The sequence below is a fragment of the Roseateles sp. YR242 genome, assembly GCF_900109745.1.
Taxonomy (GTDB): Bacteria; Pseudomonadota; Gammaproteobacteria; order Burkholderiales; family Burkholderiaceae_C; genus Roseateles.
Map to the genome: position 1 here is coordinate 1 of NZ_FOAV01000004.1, position 16,492 is coordinate 16,492.

The window sequence follows — 16,492 nt, forward strand, 5'->3', positions numbered from 1 at the left end:
AGCTCCGCCTGGGCGAAAAACGCGCTGGCCAGCTTCAAGATCTCGTTGGCCTTGCGCAGCTCCCGCACCTCGCGTTCAAGGTCCTTCACGCGCTGGGCCTCGCTGCTCGTCACGCCCTCACGCACGCCAGCGTCCACCTCCGCGCGCTTGACCCATTCGTTCAGCGTCTGCGGTACGCAGCCAATCTTGGGCGCGATGGACTCAATGGCCGCCCAAAGCGACGGGTATTCCCCTCGGTGCTCCTGCACCATCCTCACGGCACGCTCACGCACCTCGGGTGAGAACTTGTTCGACTTGCTCATGGCTCAATCCTCTCAGAGTGTTGAGCCTCCTCAAAATCCGGGGCGATTCAATCAGTACTTGGCACGCTGAAGCGCAGCATCCGAGTCCAGGCCGGCCGCTGGCCGCCCGTGAGGGCTTGGCCTTGACGCGGTGGCGCGCCCATCGACGCTCGCCGTGTGCGGTGCTTGGCCGTTGATGGCCTGGCACCGCTGACGGCAGAGGGTGACTCGCCCCGTTCCGCGAGAAGGGCGGGGGATGGGTTGGAGCCGCTTCCGTGAGAACAGCGGGCAGCGCCGGCAGCGGCGCCCATGACACCACATTCGGGATGTTGATGGTCTGGCCCTCTCGCAGCGAAGGCAGATTAAGCTAGTTCTTGACCAGATAGGCCGTCGCCTTTTCAATGCCGTCGATGTAGCGAGGGACGTTCATGCCTCCGTCCTTTCCCACAGCTTGAACACCAACACCCGACGGTCCGAAGGACAGGTGCGAGACACCGACCGCCCCACGTGCAGAGGATCGCCGGCCATCTTCATCACGCGGCCAGGTCGTGGGCGCACGGCGGCGATCACTTCCTCGTGCTGATCAAAGACGAGGGTCTCGCCGGCCCACGCAATATCCCATTTCGCATTGCAGTAGATGAGCACGGTGTGGTGTTTGTGGCGAGCTTGCTCGCCTGCGATGTCATGGTGTACGCCGCCTTCCGTGCCAAAGGCGTTGGCACTCAGGATGCATTCATACAAACGCACCGGGAACGGGAAGCTGGCCTTCACCGCCTCCCAGCATCGGGCCACTACCTGTAGCTTGTCCTCCAGCTCGGCGAGCTGCGGTTCCACGTCTCCTCGGTCCCCGTCGTCCGAGAGCGTCATTGGGTAAAACCAGTGAACGTCGAGGTCGTGGGAGTTGTATTGTTCCTTGCGGTTGATGAAGTACACGGGAATCCAGGACATCACTTCGATGAGTTGGGTTTTCAAGGCATCGTCGAGCAGATCGTCAAGGACTTGGACAGTCGGGCCGGTCAACATGGAACTCTCTGTGTAAATACATCGGCCCGAGCCGATGGATAGGTCGGGTCGGGCCGTAAAGTGTTCGCCGTGCAGGGCCGGTCCCGCAGGCGGGTCGGCTTTGCGTCGAGCGGTCAGCCGCGATTTGGCTCGCGGCTCACATCGCCGCCGTCATTGATCGTGTCGCCGCTGCCGGTGCAGCTCAGCGGCATGCCAGGACGATGGGGCAGGCGCACGCGCTTCACAGCGGTCCAGCGGTTGGCCGGGGAGGGGGCCGAATCGTCGGCGCTGGCCTGGACGGTTTGGCCAATACCGGTAATGGAGACCTTGGATGTCTTCATATGCACCTTTCAGTTGGTTCAAGGAAACGGATGAGGGAAGTGAGCGTCGGGGTGAACGGAGTCCACCGCCGCCAGGGGCAGAAGGTTCTGCCCAAAAATCATGGGGACCAGTCCCGGTACGAGCACCCGAACCACGCGCAACTCTGTACGGCCCTGGTCGACGTGGTGCTTCTCAGGCGTGATATCAACGGCATAGGCGTTCAACCCCGACCTCTTCAGTCGTTTGACAACATCTTGAAGAGCGCCAGCTGCCTGCCTGCGCGGCCATGCCGATGTGTTTCCCGCGTTCGCGGCAAACAGCAGGCGGTCTGCCTTGCGGAAATAGTCGCGCTGTCCGTACAGCGAGAAGTGGTCTTCCGGCGTTGCCGCTAACGCAGGGTCGGTCACGCTGGGGGTATGCTGGTGCAGCCAGCCATAGACTCGCGTTTCGGCTTCGTCCAGGGCGCCTTCGGCAGCTACGGCGAAATCGGGATGCGCGCTCGCCCCGAGCGTCGTGAAGTGGTGTTCCTCGTGCTGCACCGCCACCATCGCCACATGCACCCACGGGCTTTCCAGCCGCTGTAGTTGCACGCGGCACCCCGCCGCCTGCAGCGCGGCCATGCGTTGCTGGAAGGCCCGAGGCCATTGGGCAGATGGCACAGTCTGGCCCGGCGTCTGGGTCAGCCAGTGCCGCATGAAGGCATCGCGCTCGATCACTTCGTTCAACGCTCGCGTGGCCGCGTCTTCAAAGGTGATGCCCGCAGCGCAACCGGAGCTGGTCTCCTGCGTGAACGGTTGGTCCGATCCGAAGCCGGCCCGCAGCAATGCTGAACGCGCAAAAACCAGGTCGGCCAACACATGAACTGGACGGCATGACGCCAGTTCCTGCGCGGGAACCCATGCGTGTTCCCGGTCGGCCGCAAAGGGTACGTACGGGAAGCCGTCAGTTTGATATTGCTCGCTGGTGTAGAGGGCATGTCGTGACGGATCCAATGCGTCCCGTACGTCGGTCAGCTTGCCGATCAACAGGTCGCGCGGCTGACAATAGCCTTCGCGCTCAATCGCTTCCGCCAGGGCCTTGCGCGCTGCCAGCATGGGGTCTTTGTCACGCCCCCATGAATACTGGCGCTTGTCGTGGTCGTCGACGATCTTGGCCTGCGCCAGATGGAAGTTCATTCGGAAGTTCGGTGCCTGCGCGCCGACCCAGCCGAAGTCGAAGCTTGGTGACACCTGTGCCAGGTCGAGCTGGCGCTGGGTGGGACTGGCGCCAAAGAGCGCGGTACCGAGCAGGATGTCCTGAGGGGCCAGCTGGCACAGGTCGGTGGCGACCTGCTCGTAATAGCCTCCCAGGGTCGCCTGCGAAATGCCGAGTGCCGGTGCGCTCAGGGCAATGTTGTGAAAAGCCGCTCCAGCCTCCATAAAGAGGTATTGCAGCGAGCGGTTTCTGTAACGCAAGGCCGCGATCGACGGATCCGCTGCAATGAAGATGACGCCCGTGGCATGCGTCAATTTCCAAGGCTTGGTGCTGGCCAAGGGCAACGCGCTGACGTCGTCATTCACAAGCGTCAGCGCAACCAGGCGCTCACCTGGGTACTCCACGCGATAGACACCTGGCGAATACCGTCCCACCTGGCGGCGCAGGGCCACATAGACCTTGAGCAGATACATGCCACCGGCAGAGGCCAGGGTTCGGTGAGGAATGAGCTGGCCGGAACGGGGATGCGTGGCGTGAACCACACCAGCGGCCGACCACAGCAGGCGCAGAAGGGCTTTCTCGGTGACCGGTTTGTCGTTGAAGGTGTAGACGCTGGAGCGCTCCTTGAAGAAGGCATCCAATGGCGCGCCAGAGACTCGTGCCGCGTTCTTCGGCAGGGCCGCTGGTGCCGCCTCTTCGTTCCATGCGAAGCGCGGGGCGATCAAGTCGCTCACCTCCGGCGAGGCGGCTGCCCCGAACTGCGAGTACTGATAGCCATACCGCACCGCTTGGGCGCATGCCTGCCCCGCGTCAATCAGGGCACCCTGTTCAAACAGGAAGTCCATGAAGCTGGCGAATTCCTCGCGTTCACGTGGGGCGGCGATCCGCGCCAGTAGCTCGTCGATGGTCTGGGTGCCGTCGCACAGGGTGAAGACCCTGTCCAGCAGAGCGTTGGACGCCGCCACTTCCAGCTCCGCTTCTGGCGTGCGCACCAGGAGCAAGCCTTCGTCCGTGCCCTGGCGGATGCAGCTTGCGCCAGCCAGCATGGGCGTCACACGGTCAGTCGCCAACAGGGCGGCACGAACGGCGCTGGGAATCGCCTCGTTGAACACCTTGAGGCGGCGGCGGGTCACGGGCTTCATGCGGGGGCCTCCGCAGCCTCGGCGGGACGGGCGGGGGCCACTCGCACCGACCGGGCATATGCCGCGTCAGGTGGCTTTGACGAGGTTCCGAACAGCGAGGTGAACATCTCGAAATAGGCGTTGGGAGGGCAGATCGGGTTGGAGTTGAGCTCCAGCCACCAGACCTTGCCGTTGGTGTCGATCACCCCGTCCATGGCGCAGAGCATGGGCACGCGCATCTCGGGTTGAATCGCTTGGGCGAGCCATGCCCCAGCCTGCAGCAACTGTTCGCGCTGGGCTTCGTGCATCGCGTGCCAGGCGTTGTCCTGCGCCTCGCTGGTGCCGTAGGGAGCGAAATGCCGGCCGTAGCGATAGTCAAACCACACTGGGGTGCCTTCGGGCAGGGTGTCCGTCGGTTGCACGCCCTGATAGGCCAGGCAGGTCAGCACCTGTTCGCGTTCGCGGTAGACCGCCCATTGCTCGCCGAACTGGCCCATGCGTTCTGCAATGAGTGCCTCGATGGTGGAGACGCCGTTGCCCATTACCTTCGGGGCGGTTTGCGTTTGCACGTGCACCGGGCGGGCACCCCAGTACCAGACCTTCAGGATGTCTCCTGGGATGAAAGCTTCCGCGAAGATCTTTCCACCCATATTAGGGCTGGTGAGCGCGTTGGGCACGGGTGGGTCTTCCCCCTGGTGGTAGGGGCCCACCAACTGGTAGCCGAAAGAGCCAACGGAGCGCTTCAGGATGAAATCGGCCCGAGCCTCCCGTGCGGTGAGCCAATGGTCTGGGGTGGCCAGCCCGGCCGCAGCAACGGCGCGCTTGAAAGTCAGTTTGTCTGTGGCCAGGATCAAGGGGCGTGGCGCGTAGGGCCGCCATCCGATGAAGGCCGTGGTGCCGGGCATCAGCGAGCCCACGTGCGTCAGCCTGCCGTCCTGCTCATGGATGAACTGCGGCAGCAGCTTGTAGTAACGGTGATTCGCCTTGACTTCCAGCTGGAAGGTGGCGATATCCAGGTTGGCTTCCCCGCCATGAGCATCCGCCCACGCCTTGATGGCGCGGAAGTGATTCATGGTGATGTGGGTGAACATGGCGTGTCGTATTCCGAGGGAGTGAGGGGCATTCGGTAAGGTCCGCGGGTTCGGCGCGGGTTAGGTCCGAATCCCTGACCTCAAGGAATACATCCCGGCGCCGGCCAATCCGTTGAGTAATCCCCACTGGGATGAGAGGTCTTTGGGGAAGTCGGGTGGAATCTGGCCGTTCCGGCTTGGTGGCGGGCCCCCAAGGTCCGTACCATGCGCGCCATGGCGAAATTGATGGTGGCGTGGGAGGCGGGCGGTTATCTCGGGCACGAGATGCTGGTGACCGCCGCCGCGCTGGAACTCAAGCACGCCGGCCACGATGTCCTGGTGTGCGCGCCACAGGGCGTTCCCGCCAATGCGGCCGCGCGGCGGGAAGGACTCCGCTGGGATGAACTCCCGGGCGAGGCGCCACCCCCAGCACCCAGCACCGGCTTCCGCTGGAAGTCCCGGGCCACTTCACTTTGGTCCTTCGGCTTCCATTCGGCGCACTGGCTGCGTGGCCGGGTGTCGGCCTGGTCCGACCTGCTGGCCCGCGAGGCGCCGAGCGCCGTGGTGCTGCAAGCTGCCCCGTGTGCTCAATTGGCTGCCCGGGCGGCCGGTGTGCCTTCGCTGGAGTTCGGCATCGGCTTCGACGTGCCCCCGCGCCAATCGCCGTTCCCACCGTTCCGCAACCCGGATGCGTTCACGGTCGAAGCAGGGCAGGCGTTCGAGCGCCGGTTGGTCGAGATGATTCAGCAGGCCTGCCCGGTGGGCGACCAGACGCTGGCAGCTCTGGTGTCCGGTGACCGCCGTCTCGTGGTCTCGCTGCCAGAGCTGGACCATTACGCCGGTGCGCCAGACCCTTCGCGGTTGTTCGCAGGGCCTTTGCCGGCCGTCACCATGGGCGGCGCCACCGCCGAATGGCGTGGTCCCGGCCCACGGCTGCTGGCCTACATCCGGGCCAGTGCCGTAGAGGTGCCGGCGTTCCTCGACGCCGCGGCGGCGCTTCCGGGCGACTGGATCGTTGTCTGCCCGGATGGAACCGAGGCTCATGCAGCCCAGGCCACGCAGTCCTCGCCTGGTCGCATCCGCTTCCACCGCGAGCCGTTGTCGCTGGGCGGCTTGTTGCCGCAGGCGGATCTGGTCATCTGCCACGGTGGCGGCCTGATGGCCGAGGCGCTGGTCCATGGCCGTCCCTGTGTGGCGATGCCCATCCATCAGGAGCAGTTCATGGCGACGACCGCGATGACCCATCATGGCCTGGGTGCCATGTTGGCTCCGCGGGCGCCGGCGCTGTTCGCCGATGTATGGAGGCGAGTGCTTGCAGATCCCGGCGTGCAAGCCAACGCGTTGGCGCTGTCGGCACGCCAGCATGCCTTGGCCACGGGATCAGGCCAGGCGCTGGTGCGCTCGGTGCAAGACCTGCTTCGCGCGGGTGCGTGAACCCTGAGCCGGAGCTCAGGCTGCATCCAGTCCGAGCGCGGCGTCGTATCCCGCTAGCCCCGCCGCATGGCCGTAGTCCGCCAAAGGCCGGCGCTGCCGAGGCCGTTCCGCCGCCTCCAACAAGCCATGGACGGCGTCCGCGATGGCCGCCGGATCGAAGAAGTCCACCAAGCGAGCGTCCTCGGCCGGCTGCAGCACTTCACGCACCGGCGCGGTGTCCGAAGCCACCAGCGGCGTGCCGCTGGCCATGGCCTCCAGCAACGACCAGCTCAGCACGAACGGATAGGTGAGGTACACGTGCGCCGCGGACACCTGCAGTACCCGCAGATAGTCCCGATGCGCCAGTCGCCCTAGGAAATGCGTGCGGGCAGGGTCGAGGCTGACCTGCCGCAACAGCGCGGTTTTCCAGTTGGGCGCGTCCTTCGGCCGGCTTCCGTAGCTCACGCCGTCCCCGCCCACAATTACCGTGTGGCAGGTCGGGTGCAGGCGCTGCAATTGCTCCAGTGCCCGCATAAACACATGGAAGCCGCGGTAGGGTTCCAGGTTGCGGGCCACGTAGGTCACCACCGGGTCGCCGGCTTTCAGAACCGTGCCATCGGGCAGCGTGAAGCTGGCTGCCGGGTCTGGTCCCAACCGCTCGATGTCCACCCCTTCGTGTTGCACCAGGATCTTGGACTGGAAGATCTCGGGGTGCCGGTCGCGCTGCCAGCGTGTCGGGCTGATCGCCACGTCACAGTGGGTCAGGTTCAGCGTGTGCAGTGCATTCCAGGTGCGCACACGGGCTCGCTCATCCAGTGAGAGTGGGAACTCCGGGTCGAAACCCAGGTCCGCACCGTCTGCGTTGTAGAACCACTCGCAGAGGTGGATCAGCCGGGCCTGCGGGAACACGTCCTTCGCAAACAGCGTTTCACCCCATCCGGGATGCGCCACGATGGCGTCTGGCACAAAGCCGTTGCGCTTCAGGCGCATCAGCAGCCGTGCCACCGCCTGCCCGTGCAGCGTGGCGGACTCCATCTGGCGCAGATAGGGGTGTTGTCCCGGATGCGTCTGCCGTGACGGGCGGTAGCGCATGAGCCTTCGAAAGCCCGGAATTCCGGGAGAGGTGTCGCGTCCGATGCCGCGCACATCCCAGCCGGGCCGCCGGGCCCAGGCCTGCACCAGATGCCCGAACTGGCCGGGGAAGTTCTGGTGGATGACCAGGATCTTCATCACAGCACTCAGTGCAGGCCTTCAGGCGGCGTACCGTCGCTCGCCCCACCGGCGCCACCTGATCCGGCCACGCTGCCCACCAGCGGCGGCAGCAGGTCCAGCAGGCTGCCGCCAAAAGGCGCGGGCCGATCGCCCAGCAGTCGCTGTGCCAGCGGTTGCAGCGACCGAATGTCGCTGGCTTCGCCATCCAGCAGAGCCTGGGCGTAGCGGCCGGAGAGATTGTTGCGGTCGAGGCCGGCGGCGCGCCGGATGGCGTCGGCCGCGGCGTCGCGTTCGTTGCGAACCGCCAGCACCACCGCCAGGCCACCGTGGCTTTCGCCGAAGTTGCGGTCGAGCTCGATGGCGCGTTCGAAAGCCGCCTTGGCGGCCTCCAGATCGTTTTGCAGCAGGCAGGTCCAGCCCAGTGCATGCCAGGTGCCCACGTGCGCCGGAATGAGCTGGACGGCGCGGCTGAGCGTCGCGCGCGCTGCATCGAGGCGCCGCTCCAGCAGGTCCGCAAAGCCGAGCGCGGACACCACGCGGCCATCCATCGGGTTGCTCTGGAGCGCCCGCTCCAGCAGCGCGCGGGCCAGCGCGGCTTCACCGCGGGTGAGGCCGACCGAGGCGCGGGCCACCATCGCCTCGCCGGGCCCGCCATGCACTTTCAGGGCGTGCTCGGCCCACTGCAGGGCGGCGGGCAGGTCCGTCACGTCCACGGCGATCAGGGCTGCAATGCCCGCCGCCGGTGCGGCCAACTGGCCGGCCTGCCACCGTGCCTGGCTCCAGGCCATTGCGTCGGCCATGCGGCCGGCGTGATGCATCAGGCGCAGCCACATCATCTGCAGCGGGGCGTCCACCGGTCGCTGCGGGTCGTTGCCCACCCAGGGCGCCAGCACCAGCAGGCCGGGTTCCGGCGTGCCATCCCTCAATGCGATCAAGGCGAGGTCGTGGGCCACCACCGGGCGAAGCGCCTCGGGTGCGGCGGGATGGTCCTGCAGCGAGATCAGCAGCGCGCGGGCTTCGTCCCGGCGTCCTTGCGCCATGAGCCATTGGCTCTCCCGCAGCCGCCAGGGCCACGGGACCGCGGCCGACACGGTCAGGCCCTGACGCAGGTGGGTCTCCGCACGGGCCCACGCACCCGCCTGCAGCGCCACCTCGAAAGCGTCCGTAAGCAGCGCAGCGTTGTGGGGATCATCGCGCAGGAAGCCCTCGAGCTGATCAAGCCGTTGCAGGGTGGAGTTGGTGATCGTCATGAATGAGTCGTTCGCTGCGTTGCGTTAATGGGGTTACCAGGCCACATCCACCGCGCGGCTCGCATGGAGCTTGTCGCGCAGCAGTTGCAGGCCTCGGCGATGGATTTGGGAAATACGGCTTTTGGTCAGTTCGAGACGGGTGGCGATGTCCTCGAACGAATGTTCCTGGATGTAGTGCAGGGAGATCACGGTGTACTCCTGCGCAGGCAGGTGGCGGACCAGATCATGCAGCCGCGCGCGCAGCTGCTTCATCTCCACCCGCTGGTAGGCGAGCGGAGCCAGCCCGATGTCCACGTCGGTGCCGTCCTCACGCGCCATCATGCCGGTGTCGTCCAGCAGGCAGCCGAGTGCGATGCCGATGCCTACCTCCGCCAGGTAGCGGAACAGGTCCTCCGGGGCGGCTTTTGCGTCCGGCACGGGAGTGCCCGGTCGTTGGTCCTGCGCCATGACCGACTCAAGGCGTTCCTTGCGCAGGCGCTGACGCACGGCGATCTGCTGCTGCTTCTCGGTGAGCCGTTCAATGCCGTCGAGGATGGCCCCATGCATCCGGCGCGAGGCAAAGGTCTTGAACTGCGCGCCCTTGTCCGGATCGTACCGGTCGATGGATTCCACCAGGGCCAGGCTGGCAAGCTGGTGATACTCCGCGAACTCGATCTCGTCATGGATGCGGCGCGCGTAATAGGTGGCTGCGACCACCCGCGCATAGTCCAGGTAGTGCGAGATCAGCTGCTGGCGTAGCGCCTGGTCGCCCGAGGCCCTGAAGAGGGACCACAGTTCGTTCTCGCGCTCGGGCGCCCATGAGGCTGGCGAGGCGGGATTGGAAAGGGCGGATTGACGCGACATGTCGTTCTCAGTGGAACGAGCCCACCAGGGCCTTGAGGATGAGGCTCCATCCATCCACCAGGATGAACATCAGCACCTTCAGCGGCAGGGCGATGGTGGTGGGCGGCATCATCATCATGCCCAGCGCCATCAGGATGCTGGAGACGATCAGGTCGATCAGCAGGAAGGGCAGGAAGATCACGAAGCCGATCTGGAAGGCGGCCCGCAGCTCCGACAGCATGAAGGCCGGTACCAGCTGCACGTTGCTGATGTCGTCCATCGACTGCGGCGCCTTGGCCTTCGACAGTTCCACCATCAGCGCCAGGTCCTGCTCCCGGGTCTGGCGCACCATGAACTCGCGCAGCGGCCGGATGGCGCGCTCCACTCCCGCGTCGGCGGCCAACTGACCTTGCATGAATGGCTGCAGCGCATGCTCGTTGAGCTCCTGCAGAACCGGGGACATGGTGAACAGGGTGAGGAACAGCGCCAGCCCGATGAGCACCGTGTTGGGCGGCGTCTCGGGCATGCCGATGGCATGCCGCAGCATGGACAGCACGATGATGATGCGCAGGAAGGCCGTGACGCACACGATGATGGCCGGCAGCACGGCCAGCACCGTGAGGCCCATGACGATGCGCACGGCCAGGGCGGTGTCGGTACCCTGGCCCTTGCCGGACTGGGGCAGGCGCAGGTCGATGCCGGTGGACTGGCCCGGCTGATGAGGGGCGATCCGGGCATTGGCTGAGCGGCCGGCCGTGGTCACGATCTCCACCGGTTCGTCCAGTGGTGCCGATGCGGCCGCAGCGCTGGAGGCCGCGGGAGCCGCCATGATGGCGCTGGCGACGTTAGCAACATTGGCGCCATTGGCGAGCGAGGTCTCCGGCGCCCCCTGGGCCTGCGCCAGACCAGCGGCCAGCAGCAGCGCGCACCCGAACACGATGAACCAGCGGATCACGCGGACACCTCCGGCTGGGCCGCGGCGCCGTCACGGGCCACCTGGGCATTGCGGTCGATGACGACTGGTGCTGCGTTGCCGCTCACCGCCAGCAGCAACTGGCGGTCGTTCCATTCCACGACATGCAGCCGGGTGTTCACGTCCAGGCGGACGCTGGAGGTGACGCGCAGGCCGTCCTGCTGTCTGGCCGTCGCGCCCGATGCCACTCGGAAGAGGCAGGCCCCCACCAGCCCGCCCCCCTGGCGGTGACGATGCCACCAGGCGGCGAGCGTGGCCAGGATCAGCACCAGCAGGAAGATCGCCCCGGCCACCGGGAAGCCGTTCTCGCTGGTATCGCGACGAAACGGCAGCGGGCTCGACGCCGCGCCAGGGGCGGCCTCGACCGCGGCATACGCCTGGCCGCTGGTCGCGGCAAGGGCCAGCAGGGCCCCCGCGTACGGGGCGGAACAACGACGCATGGGTCAGGCCTTCAACGGAGTCGGAATCTCGGAGAGCCGTACGGCGAACTGGTCGTCCACCGCCACGAGCTGGCCGCGCGCGACCACCTTGCCTTCCAGCAGGATGTCCACGGGCTGGTCGACCAGGCGGTTGAGCACGAACACCTGGTGTTCCTTGGCCGACATCAACTGGCCCACGGTCAGCTCCACATGGCCCACGCAGACTTGCAGCCGGGTGCGGATGTTGTGCAACGGATTGACCACGTCGGTGATTGCCGGCCGGGTACCCGTCGGGATGTCGTGCAGCTCGTTCAGGGCGATTGAGTGAGCAGCAAGCGGCGCGTCGCCGCGGGAAGAAGTGGAGTCGTTCATGGGGCGGTCGGCCCAGGAGGCCGTCTGAAGGTCAGCAGGGGACGGAATGAGTTCGATGGCTCGGTGGCCGTCACGGGAGCCCAGATAACCCAGGCAGGCAAGGCGGGTCTCGTCCTGCGCGCGCACTTCCAGCGGCTGGTCCAGGCGGTGCGGAAGTGGCACCACGTCACCAATGCGCAGCGATTGCAGGGTGCCCAGGTCGATGACCACGGGCGCCAGTTCGACGCGCAGGGTCAGGGTGCGGTGGGCGAGGACCGCCAGCACCGGCACCGGGGCGTTGAGCGCGGGAAATGGGGCGCCTGTGGGCCGGGGGAGGTCACGCACGAGCGTGGCGACGCTGTCGCCGTCGATGCGCAGCCACAGCGTCAGCGTCTCGGTGCCCTGGAGTCGCAGGCGAACGATCGCCGCCCCGCTCCAGAGCGCGCGCGAGGCAGGTGCCAGTTCCGCTGCGGTGCTGGCGGCCGCATGGCCGAGCCGGCGCGACAGGCTGTCCGCCAGATCCTCCCGGGCATGCACGGACATCTCGGCGGCGATCGTGCCCTCGGCGGAACGGCCAAACAGCGCCCGGCAGAGCGCGCGCGACATGGGCTCGCCCATGTCGCCCGTCCAGGCACAAGGGCTCGGGCTGCCGGGCTGGCCCAGCCAGGCGCTCCAGGCGGCGGGAGCCTCCGGCATGCCGGTGGATGCCTCGCTCGCGTTCATCACGTCGGTGCCCTCGACCCGGAGTTCCCACCGTGCGGCCCATTCGCGCACGCAGCCATCGAGGCGTTGCGACAGTGCGGTCAGCGCCGAGGCGGACCACCACCGCAGCGCCTGTGGCGCGGCTGCGTTGGTGGCCTCGGTGGCGGACATGCTCATCGTTGTCACTTATTTGCTCTTCATCTGGAACAACTGCTGCAGCATCTCGTTGGCGGTGGTCACCACCTGTGACGAGGCCTGGTAGCCGCGCTGCATGATCACGAGGTCGCTGAACTGCTGGGAAAGGTCAACGTTCGAGAGTTCGATCTCGCCCGAACGGATCACACCAAAGGTCTTGCCGTCGGCCACGCCGATGTGCCAGGCCGAAGGGTCGCGCGCCTGGAACTGGTTGTCCCCGACAGCGATCGCCGCATCCGCGGAGTCGAAGCGCGCCAGCGCGATCTGCCCGCCCTTGACCGTCTGCTGGTTGGTGTAGCTGAGCACCAGCGTGCCTGTGCCATCGATAGTCGCTGCGCTCAGCGAGCCCGCGGTGTAGCCGTCCTGCTTGCTGAGGGCCAGCGTGGACACGTCGCCCGAGGCGAACGAGCGCACCTCGCCGCTGAAGTCGAGCACCAGGGGCATGTCAGGCTGGCCGGTCGGCTTGTAGGTGATGCTGATCTTGGCCGTGGCGTCCGTGGGCTTGCCGTCGGCGAACTCCAGCGTGCCGCTGCCCACCGTGGTGGTGCCGTCCATGAGCTTGAGGGCCCAATTGGTGCCGGTGCGGGTGGCGGAGAGCGTCAGGGTATGGTCGGCGCCGGAAGCGTCGTAGACCTTGATGTTGCTGACTGTCTGGGCATTTGTAGTGGTGCTCGGCAGGTTGCCCTGGAAGCTCAAGGTCTGTGTGGCCTTGGCGTCATTGGTGCGGAACTGGTCCAGCGAGATGTTGGTGAACCCGCCCGCACCGTCCGAGGACATCACTTCGCTGCCATCACTGCGATTGACCAGCACGCCCTGCGGGCTGAACTCGAACTGGCCGGCGCGGGTGTACTGGATCTGCCCTTCGGCATTGCGAAGCACGAAGAACCCGGTGCCGTCCACGGCCAGGTCCAGGTCGTTGCCGGTCTTGCGCAGCTCGCCCTGCTTGAAGTTCATCGACGTGGCGTAGGTGGTCACGCCATAACCGACCTGCCCCTGGCCAAAGGTCTGGCCACCGGAGGATTCGCTGTTGGAATAGAACATGTCGGCGAACTGCAGGGATGAGCCCTTGAACCCCGGCGTGTTCAGGTTGGCCGTGTTGTTGGCGATGACCCGCAGGCCGTTGGAGTAGCTCATCAGGCCACTCATTCCGACGTAGATGGTGTCGAGCATGGAATCTCCCTTGGGTGGATCAGCGGACGGCCGCGATCTGGCTGAGGCTGAGGTTCGACAAGGTCGCCCCCGCCGTGGTGCGCACGGAGATCAGCGGCGAGTCGCCGGCCAGGGACAACGACGCCACGGTGCCGGTGACGGTGCCGCTCTCGGTCGTCACGTCCACCGTGCGGCCGATCAGGCCGACCGATTGCAGGGCGCCCTGCGTCGAGAGCAGGGCGTCGAGCTTGGTGTTGAGCTGTTGCGTCTGCTCCAGCGACGTGAATTGCGCCATCTGGGCCATGAACTCCTGGTTGTCCATGGGCTTGAGCGGGTCCTGGAAGGTCAACTGCGTGAGCAGGATCTTCAGGAAGTCCTCCATGCCCAGGCCATTGGCCTGGAGGGTGGTGGTGGCGGTGCTGCTAACGGCGCCGATGCTGTCCATTCAGAACTCCCGGGTGGTGATGTGGGCGACGACGTCCGGACCGGGACGCGACGCGGGTTTTGAGAGGACCGGGTCAGGGTCCGGCACGGGAAGTTCCGTGCCATTGCAGATGAGGCGGCCCACGCGCAGGCCTTGCTCGCGCAGTTGGCGCACGACCGTTCCGGCCACTTCGGCCTGCGGAGCGGTGACGCGTGCGTCGATGCCGACCCACACGTGGGCGGTCTTGTCCTTCCACTGGACGTGCACCCGTACGGGCGACTCCGGCGTGCCGAGGCCTTCCGCGAGTGCCTGTGCCTCTGCGGCCAGCGCATCAGGCGACGTGGCCGTGGCCGGCGTCGCCAGCGTGGAGGACGTGCGGGACAGCATGTCGCCGCTCCGACGTGGCTGCTCAGGCGTGGCTGCGGCGGCCAGTCCGTCCTGGGCTTCGGACCTGGCGAGCGCTTCCGTGGGGGCGACAACGGATCCCGCCGCAGGACCGGCGGCGGCCGCGACCGAAGGGCACAGGCTCGTGGCCGACATGCCGGACCAGGGCAGGGGTGGCTGCGGCTGCGTCCGTACACTGGCAGGCTGTGCGGCGGCGGACGCCTGGGCGGAGGCGGGCTGGCCTGTGCGCGACGCCGTCGAATCAGCAGCCTCGCCGGACTCGTGATGAAACCACGTGTTGGCCTGGGCGCGTTCCATCTCGCGCTGCCAGGCATCCCGGGCCGGTTCATCGTCGCGACGCGGTGGGGTGCCGCTGGCCGGGGCCGCGTTGGTGATGTTGGAAAGCATGCTGGGCGTCATGAGACCTCCGTGGCGACCGTGGCCTGGCGCCAGCCGGCGCGTGTCAGCCAGTCGTCGTCGGCCTCGATGGCCGCCACGCGTTGGCGCTCGGCTGCGTAGGCCTCGCGGCTGCGTTCCCGGTCGTCGTTGATGGCGTCGAGTGCGAGCTGTTGCTCGCTGACCCGGCGCGTCCCGTCGGCCTGTGTCGCCTCGGCAGTGGAAAGGTCGGCTGCCAGGCGGGTCAGGCGCCGTTGCGCGTCGGCGAGATAAGCCAGGCGTTGATGGTGCAGCGACGGGTTGATCGGGGCCGCCGCCGTGCTGCGGGCCTCGTGTGCCAGTGCGGCCAGGCGGGCGCTCAGGGCCGCAGCCTCCTGGCGCAAGGCCGCGACCCGCGCGGTGGCGATGGCAAGTTCACGCTGCAACGTATCCAGCTGCCATTGCGCCTTTTGGCGCACTGGGTCAAGGACATAGGTGAAGCCGCGCAGATCGCCGGTCATGGCTGGCCCTTCATCAGCGTGGAGAGGCGACGCACGGCCTCGTCACGCGGCACGCCGCCGTCGATCTGGCGCAGGAAGGCGATGAGATGGGCTTCCAGGTCGAGTGCCTTGTCCAGCGCCGCGTTGGTGCCTCGTTCGTAGGCGCCGATATCCACCAATTGTCGGTTGCGGTCCAGCAGGGCCAGCAGCTCGACGGCCTGCACAGCCAGGGCCTGCACATCGGCCGGCACCAGGTCCGGCATCAGCCGGCTCACGCTCTTGAGTGCGTCGACGGCCGGATACTGGCCGCGATTGGCGAGCTGCCGGGACAGCACCACGTGGCCATCCAGCGTGGCCCGCAGGCAGTCCGTGATGGGTTCGTTCAGATCGTCGCCCTCGACCAGCACAGTCAGCAGCGCAGTGATCGAGCCGCCGGACGCCGTTGTGCCGCAACGCTCACATAGCTCCGGCAGTTCCGCGAAGACGGAGGGGGTATAGCCGCGCGCGGTCGGCGGTTCCCCCGCCGACAGGCCCACTTCGCGGCGAGCCATCGCGAAGCGCGTCACGGAGTCCATGGTGAGCAGCACCTGCTGGCCGCGGTCACGGAAGAACTCGGCGACCGTCACGGCGGCGTGGGCCGCGCGCAGGCGCGCCAGGGCGGGCTGGTCCGACGTGGCCACCACCACCACCGAGCGCGCCAGGCCCTCGGGGCCGAGTTGCTTGTCGATGAACTCCCGCACTTCGCGGCCGCGTTCCCCGATCAGCGCGATCACGTTGATGTCTGCCCGCACGTGGCGCGCGATCATGCCCAGCAGCGTGCTTTTGCCAACGCCGCTGCCGGCAAAGATGCCCACGCGCTGACCTTTTCCCAACGTCAGCAGGGTGTCGATGGCGCGGACACCAGTCTCCATCACCTCGGTGATGCGTGGCCGGTGCATGGGGTTGATGGGGCGCGCCCGGACGGGCCGGCGCTCGACGGTCCAGGGATCAGCACCACCGTCCAGCGCCTGGCCGAAGCCGTCGATCACGCGGCCGAGCAATGCGTCACCGACCGCGATGGACGGGGTCTCCCCGGTGGCCGTGACCACGCAGCCAGGTGCCAGACCTTCGGAGGCGCCGTAAGGCATCAGCAGCACTCGGCCTGCGCGCATGCCGACGACTTCGGCCAGCAGGGGCTCCGAGCGGCCGCGAACGGCGATGCTGCACACCTCTCCCATAACCGCGTCGGGGCCGGAGGCCTCGATCATCAAGCCAGAAAGCTGCTGGATCACGCCGGTGCGCGTCAGCAGGTCGGCGCTCCGGGTCGCCACGGTGAGGGCCTGCGTCAATGCCAT

17 protein-coding genes are annotated in these 16,492 nt (G+C 66.9%); 1 reads left to right on the forward strand and 16 read right to left on the reverse strand.

What is annotated here, in order from left to right:
- From BMY53_RS09575 to BMY53_RS09595, 5 genes are all read right to left on the reverse strand, one after another.
- On the reverse strand, positions 1 to 302 hold a 302-nt coding region (locus tag BMY53_RS09575; protein ID WP_143074018.1), incomplete at its 3' end, for a transposase.
- A 405-nt stretch (positions 303 to 707) separates the two neighbouring features.
- Complete coding sequence (locus BMY53_RS09580; protein ID WP_092945986.1) at positions 708 to 1,304, reverse strand: hypothetical protein; 597 nt, start codon at positions 1,302 to 1,304, stop codon at positions 708 to 710.
- A 113-nt stretch (positions 1,305 to 1,417) separates the two neighbouring features.
- Entirely contained in the window at positions 1,418 to 1,624 is a 207-nt protein-coding gene (locus BMY53_RS09585) for a hypothetical protein (protein WP_092945988.1), read from the reverse strand.
- A gap of 18 nt (positions 1,625 to 1,642) precedes the next feature.
- Positions 1,643 to 3,940, reverse strand: a complete 2,298-nt coding sequence (locus BMY53_RS09590) for a YcaO-like family protein (protein ID WP_092945990.1) — start codon at positions 3,938 to 3,940, stop codon at positions 1,643 to 1,645.
- Positions 3,937 to 5,010: a D-alanine--D-alanine ligase family protein gene (locus BMY53_RS09595; protein WP_092945992.1), complete on the reverse strand. Its 1,074-nt coding sequence runs from the start codon at positions 5,008 to 5,010 to the stop codon at positions 3,937 to 3,939. Before BMY53_RS09595 ends, BMY53_RS09590 begins: the two co-directional genes overlap by 4 nt.
- Positions 5,011 to 5,223: 213 nt before the next feature.
- On the opposite strand from BMY53_RS09595, the gene BMY53_RS09600 reads away from it, so the two are divergent.
- Entirely contained in the window at positions 5,224 to 6,423 is a 1,200-nt protein-coding gene (locus BMY53_RS09600; protein ID WP_143074019.1) for a glycosyltransferase, read from the forward strand.
- Between the two features lie 15 nt (positions 6,424 to 6,438).
- Here the strand turns inward: BMY53_RS09600 and BMY53_RS09605 are convergent, their stop codons facing one another.
- Genes BMY53_RS09605 through BMY53_RS09655 form a run of 11 tightly spaced genes read right to left on the reverse strand, consistent with a single transcriptional unit; the run spans position 6,439 to position 16,492 of the window.
- A complete protein-coding gene (locus BMY53_RS09605; RefSeq protein WP_092945996.1) occupies positions 6,439 to 7,632 on the reverse strand; it encodes a glycosyltransferase family 4 protein in 1,194 nt (397 codons plus the stop codon).
- An 8-nt stretch (positions 7,633 to 7,640) separates the two neighbouring features.
- Positions 7,641 to 8,864, reverse strand: a complete 1,224-nt coding sequence (locus BMY53_RS09610) for a tetratricopeptide repeat protein (RefSeq protein ID WP_092945998.1) — start codon at positions 8,862 to 8,864, stop codon at positions 7,641 to 7,643.
- Between the two features lie 33 nt (positions 8,865 to 8,897).
- Positions 8,898 to 9,707: a sigma-70 family RNA polymerase sigma factor gene (locus BMY53_RS09615; protein ID WP_092946000.1), complete on the reverse strand. Its 810-nt coding sequence runs from the start codon at positions 9,705 to 9,707 to the stop codon at positions 8,898 to 8,900.
- Positions 9,708 to 9,714: 7 nt separating this feature from the next.
- Positions 9,715 to 10,641: a flagellar type III secretion system pore protein FliP gene (gene fliP, locus BMY53_RS26340; protein WP_255370120.1), complete on the reverse strand. Its 927-nt coding sequence runs from the start codon at positions 10,639 to 10,641 to the stop codon at positions 9,715 to 9,717.
- Positions 10,638 to 11,099, reverse strand: a complete 462-nt coding sequence (locus tag BMY53_RS09625; RefSeq protein ID WP_092946002.1) for a flagellar biosynthetic protein FliO — start codon at positions 11,097 to 11,099, stop codon at positions 10,638 to 10,640. The genes fliP and BMY53_RS09625 overlap by 4 nt, the downstream gene beginning before the upstream one ends.
- Before the next feature lie 3 nt (positions 11,100 to 11,102).
- Positions 11,103 to 12,308, reverse strand: coding sequence for a FliM/FliN family flagellar motor switch protein (locus tag BMY53_RS09630; protein WP_092946004.1), 1,206 nt, complete (start codon positions 12,306 to 12,308; stop codon positions 11,103 to 11,105).
- Between the two features lie 9 nt (positions 12,309 to 12,317).
- Positions 12,318 to 13,496 (reverse strand): flagellar basal-body rod protein FlgF, encoded by a 1,179-nt coding sequence (gene flgF / locus BMY53_RS09635; protein ID WP_092946006.1) that lies wholly within the window; start codon positions 13,494 to 13,496, stop codon positions 12,318 to 12,320.
- Positions 13,497 to 13,515: 19 nt separating this feature from the next.
- Positions 13,516 to 13,920: a flagellar hook assembly protein FlgD gene (locus tag BMY53_RS09640; protein WP_092946008.1), complete on the reverse strand. Its 405-nt coding sequence runs from the start codon at positions 13,918 to 13,920 to the stop codon at positions 13,516 to 13,518.
- A complete protein-coding gene (locus BMY53_RS09645; RefSeq protein ID WP_092946010.1) occupies positions 13,921 to 14,703 on the reverse strand; it encodes a hypothetical protein in 783 nt (260 codons plus the stop codon). It abuts the gene before it with no gap.
- Positions 14,700 to 15,179, reverse strand: a complete 480-nt coding sequence (locus tag BMY53_RS09650) for a hypothetical protein (protein WP_092946012.1) — start codon at positions 15,177 to 15,179, stop codon at positions 14,700 to 14,702. Before BMY53_RS09650 ends, BMY53_RS09645 begins: the two co-directional genes overlap by 4 nt.
- Positions 15,176 to 16,492 carry a FliI/YscN family ATPase gene (locus tag BMY53_RS09655; RefSeq protein WP_092946014.1) on the reverse strand — a complete coding sequence of 439 codons (1,317 nt, stop codon included), beginning with the start codon at positions 16,490 to 16,492 and terminating at the stop codon, positions 15,176 to 15,178. The genes BMY53_RS09650 and BMY53_RS09655 overlap by 4 nt, the downstream gene beginning before the upstream one ends.

Excerpts from the sequence above, each read along its gene's own strand:
- BMY53_RS09640 (WP_092946008.1), bottom strand. The coding sequence starts at position 13,920 with ATGGACAGCATCGGCGCCGTTAGCAGCACCGCCACCACCACCCTCCAG.
- BMY53_RS09650 (WP_092946012.1), bottom strand. The coding sequence starts at position 15,179 with ATGACCGGCGATCTGCGCGGCTTCACCTATGTCCTTGACCCAGTGCGC.
- BMY53_RS09615 (WP_092946000.1), bottom strand. The coding sequence starts at position 9,707 with ATGTCGCGTCAATCCGCCCTTTCCAATCCCGCCTCGCCAGCCTCATGG.
- BMY53_RS09630 (WP_092946004.1), bottom strand. The coding sequence starts at position 12,308 with ATGAGCATGTCCGCCACCGAGGCCACCAACGCAGCCGCGCCACAGGCG.
- BMY53_RS09605 (WP_092945996.1), bottom strand. The coding sequence starts at position 7,632 with ATGAAGATCCTGGTCATCCACCAGAACTTCCCCGGCCAGTTCGGGCAT.
- BMY53_RS09645 (WP_092946010.1), bottom strand. The coding sequence starts at position 14,703 with ATGACGCCCAGCATGCTTTCCAACATCACCAACGCGGCCCCGGCCAGC.
- BMY53_RS09580 (WP_092945986.1), bottom strand. The coding sequence starts at position 1,304 with ATGTTGACCGGCCCGACTGTCCAAGTCCTTGACGATCTGCTCGACGAT.
- BMY53_RS09600 (WP_143074019.1), top strand. The coding sequence starts at position 5,224 with ATGGCGAAATTGATGGTGGCGTGGGAGGCGGGCGGTTATCTCGGGCAC.
- BMY53_RS09595 (WP_092945992.1), bottom strand. The coding sequence starts at position 5,010 with ATGTTCACCCACATCACCATGAATCACTTCCGCGCCATCAAGGCGTGG.
- BMY53_RS09585 (WP_092945988.1), bottom strand. The coding sequence starts at position 1,624 with ATGAAGACATCCAAGGTCTCCATTACCGGTATTGGCCAAACCGTCCAG.
- BMY53_RS09655 (WP_092946014.1), bottom strand. The coding sequence starts at position 16,492 with ATGGCATTGACGCAGGCCCTCACCGTGGCGACCCGGAGCGCCGACCTG.
- BMY53_RS09625 (WP_092946002.1), bottom strand. The coding sequence starts at position 11,099 with ATGCGTCGTTGTTCCGCCCCGTACGCGGGGGCCCTGCTGGCCCTTGCC.
- BMY53_RS09590 (WP_092945990.1), bottom strand. The coding sequence starts at position 3,940 with ATGAAGCCCGTGACCCGCCGCCGCCTCAAGGTGTTCAACGAGGCGATT.
- BMY53_RS09610 (WP_092945998.1), bottom strand. The coding sequence starts at position 8,864 with ATGACGATCACCAACTCCACCCTGCAACGGCTTGATCAGCTCGAGGGC.
- flgF (WP_092946006.1), bottom strand. The coding sequence starts at position 13,496 with ATGCTCGACACCATCTACGTCGGAATGAGTGGCCTGATGAGCTACTCC.